General features: G+C 30.7%; 6 protein-coding genes. 3 read left to right on the top strand and 3 right to left on the bottom strand.

Annotation, left to right across the window (positions count from 1 at the left end; translation table 11 throughout):
* Both Q0C58_RS03645 and trkA read right to left on the bottom strand, forming a co-directional pair.
* On the bottom strand, positions 1 to 803 hold an 803-nt coding region (locus Q0C58_RS03645; RefSeq protein WP_290697651.1), incomplete at its 3' end, for a potassium transporter TrkG.
* 6 nt (positions 804 to 809) lie between these two features.
* The gene (gene trkA, locus Q0C58_RS03640; RefSeq protein ID WP_290697649.1) at positions 810 to 2,159 is read right to left on the bottom strand and encodes a Trk system potassium transporter TrkA; all 1,350 of its coding nucleotides are present in this window, start codon (positions 2,157 to 2,159) and stop codon (positions 810 to 812) included.
* A 251-nt stretch (positions 2,160 to 2,410) separates the two neighbouring features.
* Between trkA and ubiE the strand changes: the two genes are divergently transcribed.
* Together ubiE and Q0C58_RS03630 are read left to right on the top strand one after the other, a co-directional pair.
* The gene (ubiE, locus tag Q0C58_RS03635; RefSeq protein ID WP_290697653.1) at positions 2,411 to 3,142 is read left to right on the top strand and encodes a bifunctional demethylmenaquinone methyltransferase/2-methoxy-6-polyprenyl-1,4-benzoquinol methylase UbiE; all 732 of its coding nucleotides are present in this window, start codon (positions 2,411 to 2,413) and stop codon (positions 3,140 to 3,142) included.
* Between the two features lies 1 nt (position 3,143).
* Positions 3,144 to 3,866, top strand: coding sequence for a porin family protein (locus Q0C58_RS03630; protein ID WP_290697647.1), 723 nt, complete (start codon positions 3,144 to 3,146; stop codon positions 3,864 to 3,866).
* A 140-nt stretch (positions 3,867 to 4,006) separates the two neighbouring features.
* Here Q0C58_RS03630 and Q0C58_RS03625 read toward each other — a convergent pair whose 3' ends face one another.
* The gene (locus Q0C58_RS03625; protein WP_290697644.1) at positions 4,007 to 4,726 is read right to left on the bottom strand and encodes an RNA methyltransferase; all 720 of its coding nucleotides are present in this window, start codon (positions 4,724 to 4,726) and stop codon (positions 4,007 to 4,009) included.
* Positions 4,727 to 4,805: 79 nt separating this feature from the next.
* On the opposite strand from Q0C58_RS03625, the gene Q0C58_RS03620 reads away from it, so the two are divergent.
* Positions 4,806 to 6,766 (top strand): outer membrane protein assembly factor (locus Q0C58_RS03620; protein ID WP_290697639.1); only part of this gene is annotated, 1,961 nt, incomplete at its 3' end.

Genomic DNA, 6,766 nt, shown 5'->3' with positions numbered 1-6,766 from the left:
CCTTTAAATGCAAAATAACTTAATACAAAGTTTGTTCCTGCTAGAAACATAAATGTAATAATAATGTATTGTATTAAAGGCTTATCATTCCAATACGCTACACTTGCATTTTTAGTAGAAAATCCTCCTGTAGACAAAGTAGATAACGAGTGATTTATGGCATCGAAAAAAGACATACCTGCTGCTTTAAGCAATATCGTTTCTGCTACTGTGTATCCCAAATATATAAGCCATAAACGCTTTGCTGTATCTGTAATTCTGGGATGCAATTTATCTGCACTTGGTCCAGGAGCTTCGGCTGCAAAAAGTTGCATACCTCCAATTCCTAATAATGGTAAAATGGCTACTGCAAGTACAATAATTCCCATACCACCAATCCAATGTGTTAAACTTCTCCAGAATAGAATACCTTCTGGCACCACTTCAATATCTTTTAAAATAGAGGCTCCTGTGGTTGTAAAACCAGACATAGTTTCAAAAAAAGCATTTGTAAAATTTGGTATCGTTTCCGTCAATATATAAGGTAGCGTTCCAGATAATGCCATAACAATCCACCCAAAAGCTACTACTATGTATCCTTCGCGCTTATTCATTTCCTTTTTATGGTTTCTAGTATAAAGCATTGCAGAACCACCAATAAGCAAAGTAATTAAACCCGATAAAAATAATTTAAAGGTAACACCATCACTATAGATATAACTCACTAATGTTGATAGCAGCATAAAACCACCATTAAAAAGAAATAACAATCCAAAAAAATGGAAAATAATTTTATAATTAAGTTTTAGGCTCTTTTTAGACATAATAGGTTACAGAAACAATTTTTCAACTTGCTTAATAGATCTTTGTAAACAACAAACTACAATATAATCGCCTTCTTCAATTATAAAATCCCCTAAAGCAATTAAACCTTCTCCATTTCTAATAACACCACCAATAATTGCAGAACGTGGAAACTGAACATCTTTAATTCGCTTATTGCATATTTTAGAATCGCTCATTACTTTAAACTCTAACAACTCTGCATTCATGTTGTTAAGTTTTGTCATTGCTACAACTTCGCCTTTACGAATGTATCTAAATATATTGTTAGCTGCAAGTAGTTTTTTATTAACTAAAGTATCTATACCTATGGATTGAGACAACTCAAAATAATCCATATTTTCAACAAGCGCGATAGTTTTTTTAACACCTTTGGATTTGGCGACAAGACATGACATTATATTAGTTTCAGAATTTTCTGTTACCGAAATAAAAGCATCCATATCACTAATATTTTCTTCTTCTAATAACTCTACATTTCTTCCGTCTCCATTAATTACTAAAACCTTTTCCAGTTCATCGGCAAGATCTATGGCAACCTCTCTGTTTTTTTCAATTAATTTAACATTAAATTGATTTTTACTTAAATCGCGAGCCGTTTTATAACCAATTTTACTACCACCAAGAATCATTACATCTTTAATAGCTGTATTTGTTTTCCCTGTCATTTTACACAATTCATCACCTCCTCCAGCACTTGTAATAAACACAACGGTATCTCCTTCTTTAAAAAGTGTGTCTCCTCTTGGAATTATTGTGTATTGTGTACCAAAACGCTGAATAGCGATAGGAACAAAATGTATTTCTGAAAAGTATTGCGCTGCTTCTTTAACAGATTTACCAACAAAAGATGCTGTTTTAGATAAGTTTAAACTTACCATTGTTAATGCACCATCTTCAAACTCGTAACTCTCGTTAAATGCAGATTGGTTAAGTAGTAACTGAATTTCTGAAGCTGCTAGAGACTCCGGAGAAATTAATTCATCTATACCAAAACGTGTAAAACCTACCTCATCCTTGTGCGTAATAAACTCGGTATTAGAAATACGCGCAATTGTACGCTTAGAACCTAATTGCTTGGCTAAAACGCAAACCGTAATATTTGTAGTTTCAGAGGCTGTAACAGCAATTACAAGATCGCAACTCTCTACTCTTGCCTCTTTTAACATGGCAATTGAGGTAGCGTCTCCTTTTAAAACTTTTATATCTAAATGATTGTCTGCATACGAAAGACTCTCTTTATCAGGATCTATTAACGTAATTTCTTGCGATTCGTAAGACAATAATTTTGCTAAATGAAATCCAACTTCACCAGCTCCAGCAATAATTATTTTCATTATTTATTTTGTATGAAGGGACTGCAAAGATAATGAAGTGATTTAAACTTTGTCTTTTTGCTATAAACTTATCTTTTTGCTTCTATATTTTTAAATACCATAACTTTAGCTATGTCGTTGAAAGAAAAGCTTCATTAAGGCAAAGAATTTATAGTATTTACTAAAAAAGAAAAAGTCTAATTTACTTGAGTTAATTAATTGTTTTCATGTTTTTTAAAGGGTAATCAATGTATTATCTTTGTAAAAAAATTATTTTGACAAAAATAAATCCTTATAGAGACAGTGACCTTGGTAAAAAAGAGCAGGTTACAAAAATGTTTGATACTATTTCTGAAGAATACGATGGTTTAAATCGTGTTATTTCTTTTGGAATAGATATTAAATGGAGGAAAAAGGTAGTAGAAATAGTAAAAGCTACCAATCCAAAAACTGTTTTAGATATTGCAACTGGAACTGGAGATTTAGCTATTAATTTAGCTGAAACTAGTGCTGAAAAAATTATAGGTTTAGATATAAGTAGTGGTATGCTTGAAGTTGGAAAAACTAAAATTGCTACTAAAAATCTTGATAATAAAATTGAAATGATTATTGGAGATAGCGAGAACATGCCTTTTAAAGACAATACGTTCGATGCTATTACGGTTGCATTTGGTGTTCGTAATTTTGAAACATTAGAAAAAGGATTAAAAGATATTTTACGTGTACTAAAACCAAATGGTACTTTTGTAATTTTAGAAACTTCTGTACCAACAAAATTTCCTTTTAAACAAGGCTACAAGTTTCACTCTAAAATAATATTACCAACTGTTGGACGGTTATTTTCTAAAGATAAAACAGCTTATAAATATTTAAGCGATAGTGCCTCTGTTTTTCCTTTTGGTGAAGATTTAAACAATATTTTGCGTAATATTGGGTTTATAAATGTTAAAGACTTGCCACAAACTTTTGGTGTGGCAACAATTTATACAGCATCAAAACAGTAACATGAGGAAATTATTAGCCCTAATTCTATTTATTACAACCACTTCTGTGTGTTCTGCTCAACTATTTACTAGAGAGAAAGTACAGAATAATCAAAACTTAGATAAAGAAGTACTAAGTTGGGGATATTACTTTGGTGGTAATAGTTTAGATTACAAAATAGACTATAATGATAATAAAGGCGATATTTTTAACACAAAAACCGTTGGTTTTAATGTTGGTTTGGTTGGAGATGTTCGCATTAACGATTACATTAATATTAGATTAGAACCAGGTTTAATAATTGCTGCAAGAACTTTAAATTATCCTGAAAATTATTTTGAAGGTATTCCTGAAGACGATTTAAACAGTTCAGATTTTATTCGTGAAATAAAATCTACTTACGTATATATTCCTTTACTACTAAGGCTTTCTACAAAACGCCTTAATAATTTCAAGCCATTTATTACCTTTGGTCTTGCAACATCTTTAAACTTATCTAGTAACGAAAAAAACCCTGAAGACAATAGTGGTGGAGAATTTAGAAGCACAAAAAGCACTCAATTTTACGATATTGGTTTTGGTATAGATTTTTATTTATACTGGTTTAAATTCACGCCTTCAATTCGTGGTGTTTTTGCTTTAAACGATGAACTGGTAAGAGATACCGACCCTAATAGTCCATGGACAGGAAACATTAATTCTTTGAAAACTCGTGGTCTTTTTATTAATTTGACGTTTAGGTAGAAAACAAGTATTCAGTATTCAGTCGCAGTTTTCAGTTTCTTACAAAGGTCACTAAGGCGTAAAGATTAGATGTGATCACTCAGTTTATAGAAACTCCGGAGCACAACTTTAAATACTTTTTAACTTAGGCGCTTTTCAACTTATTTTCTTCTAAACTCACTTAATAAAATAGCAGTTGCAGTCGCAACATTTAAACTTTCAGTAGCTTGTAAATCTCCAAAACGAGGAATAGCAATATGCTTAGTTACTTGTTGCTCTATAGCTTTAGAAATACCATTAGCCTCATTACCCATAATTATGATGCCTTCTTTGGGCAATTCACTTTTATAAACGTTTTTTCCATCCATAAAAGCACCAAAAATTGGTGTTTCGGCTTCAGTTAAAAAAGTATTTAAATCTAAATAATTAATATTAACTCTAGTTATCGATCCCATTGTGGCTTGTACTACTTTTGGATTATAGCAATCTACAGTTTCTTTACTGCACACTAACTCTTTAATACCAAACCAGTCGCACAATCTAATAATAGTGCCTAAATTTCCAGGATCGCGAATACTATCTAAAGCAACTATTAAGCCTTGAAGCTGTGTGTTTTTTTGGCTAGGAATTTTAAAAACTGCCAAAGCTTTATTTGGTGTTGTTAGAAAACTAATTTTCTTTAATTCGGCTTCAGTTATTAGTGTTTGCTTTTCGGTATGACTTTTGAAAGGTTCTAACGTAAATAAATGATACAACTCTAAAGAAGAATCCAGAAGTTCGTTAATAACTTTAATACCTTCAGCAACAAAAAAACCATCAGTAATTCTATGTTTTTTTTGTTTAAGACGCGTTATTAATTTTATTTGGCTTTTTGATAGCATTTAAAAAATGTATTTTTGAATCGTAAGAGATTCAAATTATAAATTAGAGTCGAAACAAATCCTTTTAAAGACCGTTTAATTGAAAATACAAGATTCAAAAATACTATTTATTATTTTAATTTTTGGTTTTCTAACCTCGTGTAGTTCTGTTAGGCATGTGCCTAAAAATGAACATTTACTAACTAAAACTACAATTAAAGTAAACGAAGAAGACGAGGATAGTGAAACTGTTGCCAACCTTATTTATCAAAAACCAAATAGTAGTATTCCCTATACTAATATTAGAACAAGGCTTTACATTCATAATTTGGCACGACCTAATTTAGATTCTATTTTAAGCGCTAAAATTAAAAACAACCCAAAACAAACTGCAAGGCAAATTAAATTTTTATCTAAAAAGCAATTTAATCAACGTCAAAAAAACAAACTAGCTTTTAATAATTGGTTAAAAAAAACTGGAGAAGCACCTGTAATTGTTAATGATATACTTTCAAAAAAATCTATAAAACGTTTAGAAGATTATTACTACCACAATGGTTGGCTTGATGCTAAAGCAGATTTCGAAACCACTAGAAACGACAACCAAAGCGCTTCTGTAAATTACAAAATAACTACAGGTAAACCTTACCAAATAGACTCGCTTTCTACAAAAATTACAAATCCAGTTATAGACTCTTTATACCAAAATATAAAAGAAAAATCGTTATTAAAACCCAATACGCAATACAAAACTAATAGTGTATTAGCCGAAAGAGATCGCATAACAGAAGTTTTTAGAAACTCTGGAGTTTATCATTTTTCTCAAGATAATATTTATTTTGAAATGGATAGTATTGGAAAAACCAAGAAAGTTAATATCGATTTACAAATAAGCGATAGATCAATTAGAGAGCAAGACACCGTTTTGTTCGAACCCTTTAAAATTTACAAGGTAAAAGATGTAAATATATATACAAATAGCGCTTTCGAAGACAAAGACATACCTATTACAGACTCTATAAACTATAATGGTTATAATATATATAGCAAAGAAAAGTTACGCTACAATTCTAAAATGTTAGCAGATGCTGTTTTTATTAAACCAAACACTATTTTTAAAGATAAAAACAAACCGCAAACTTCAAGACGTATTAGTAATTTAAAAACTTTTAAGTATCCTAGAATTGATTACGTCGAAAATGCAGATACAACTTTAACAGCAAACATATCCTTAACACCACTAAAGCGTTTTTCTCTAGGTTTTAGTGCAGAAGCTTCACAAAGTAATATACAAACTATTGGTTTCTCTTTAAGTCCAAGTGTATTAATGCGAAATGTTTTTAAAGGTGCAGAGACTCTTGAACTTTCTGGTATTGCTTCTATTGGTGCCTCGAAAGATGGAGCAAACGATCGAGATCAATTTTTCGATATTAACGAAATTGGTGCTAATTTAAGACTAACAATACCTAGACTATTTTCTCCTTTTAATACCGAAAAAATAATACCAAGCTCTATGTTTCCATCCACTAGAATTAGTTTAGCAACAACAAGCCAGACTAATGTAGGTTTAGACAAGCAAACAGCTACTGGAACTTTTAATTATATATGGTTTCCAAATAACAAAGTTTCTAATAGATTAGACGTTTTTAATATTCAATTTGTAAAAAATCTAAACACAGCAAATTACTTTAATGTTTACGAAAACTCTTTTAATAGCTTAAATACCATTGCTGTAAATTCTGGTTACATAAATAACGACCAAACTTTAGCACTTCCAGCACAAGCAAATCAATTTATAGCAGATGCACTTAATGGAGCAGTAGATACTATAACCACAACCGATTTACAGGCTGTAAATTCTATAAATGAAAGAAAAGAAAGACTAACAGAAGACAACCTTATTCTATCTACAAATTTCAGCTTTACAAAAGACAAAAGGGATGATTTATTTGATAATGACTTCTCTATTTTTAGATTAAGACTAGAACTTGCAGGAAATGTTTTTGCGGCAACCTCTAACCTTTTAGGGCTTGAAAAAAACGACAATGATAAACATGAATT

Origin of the sequence: Lacinutrix sp., assembly GCF_023299985.1 — a bacterium.
Classification (GTDB): Bacteria; Bacteroidota; Bacteroidia; order Flavobacteriales; family Flavobacteriaceae; genus Lacinutrix.
This window is presented reverse-complemented; position numbering and strand designations above follow the sequence as displayed.

Bases quoted from the DNA above. Each gene is read 5' to 3' on its own strand.
- Q0C58_RS03625 (WP_290697644.1), bottom strand. From the start codon at position 4,726: ATGCTATCAAAAAGCCAAATAAAATTAATAACGCGTCTTAAACAAAAA.
- trkA (WP_290697649.1), bottom strand. From the start codon at position 2,159: ATGAAAATAATTATTGCTGGAGCTGGTGAAGTTGGATTTCATTTAGCA.
- Q0C58_RS03630 (WP_290697647.1), top strand. From the start codon at position 3,144: ATGAGGAAATTATTAGCCCTAATTCTATTTATTACAACCACTTCTGTG.